Raw genomic sequence first — 379 nt, forward strand, 5'->3', positions numbered from 1 at the left:
GCCGAAGTAGACACCTGGCTGGTCTGGCGCGAAGGCTACGCGACCGCCGCCTTCGAACGCTGGCGCGGCGTGCTGGGCTAGGCCGGCGACTGAGCGGCCAGGGGCGAACCCAACGGCCTGGCTCCGGTCCAACCCCGAGCCATCAGAACAATAGCGAGCCAAGGAGTTGCCCATGAGAAGACTGCCCACCCTCTGCCTGCTGGCCCTCGCGCCGCTCACCGGCGTGGCGCCCCAGGCCCAGGCCGCCAGCCTCTACAACCTGCTGGTTGGGACCTATACCGAAGGCTCCAGCGAAGGCTTCCAGGTATACCGTTTCGACGGCTCCGACGGCTCGGTGAAAGGCCCGCTGCGCGTGGCCCATACCAGCAACCCCTCGTAC

Annotated in this window: 1 protein-coding gene; it reads left to right on the forward strand. The window is 68.1% G+C overall.

Annotation, left to right across the window (positions count from 1 at the left end; all coding sequences use genetic code 11):
- Window positions 1-172 precede the first annotated feature (172 nt).
- On the forward strand, window positions 173-379 hold a 207-nt coding region (locus FLO80_RS24225), incomplete at its 3' end, for a beta-propeller fold lactonase family protein (RefSeq protein ID WP_369333785.1).

The organism is Aquicoccus porphyridii, from assembly GCF_008369105.1.
GTDB classification, from domain to species: domain Bacteria; phylum Pseudomonadota; class Alphaproteobacteria; order Rhodobacterales; family Rhodobacteraceae; genus Aquicoccus; species Aquicoccus porphyridii.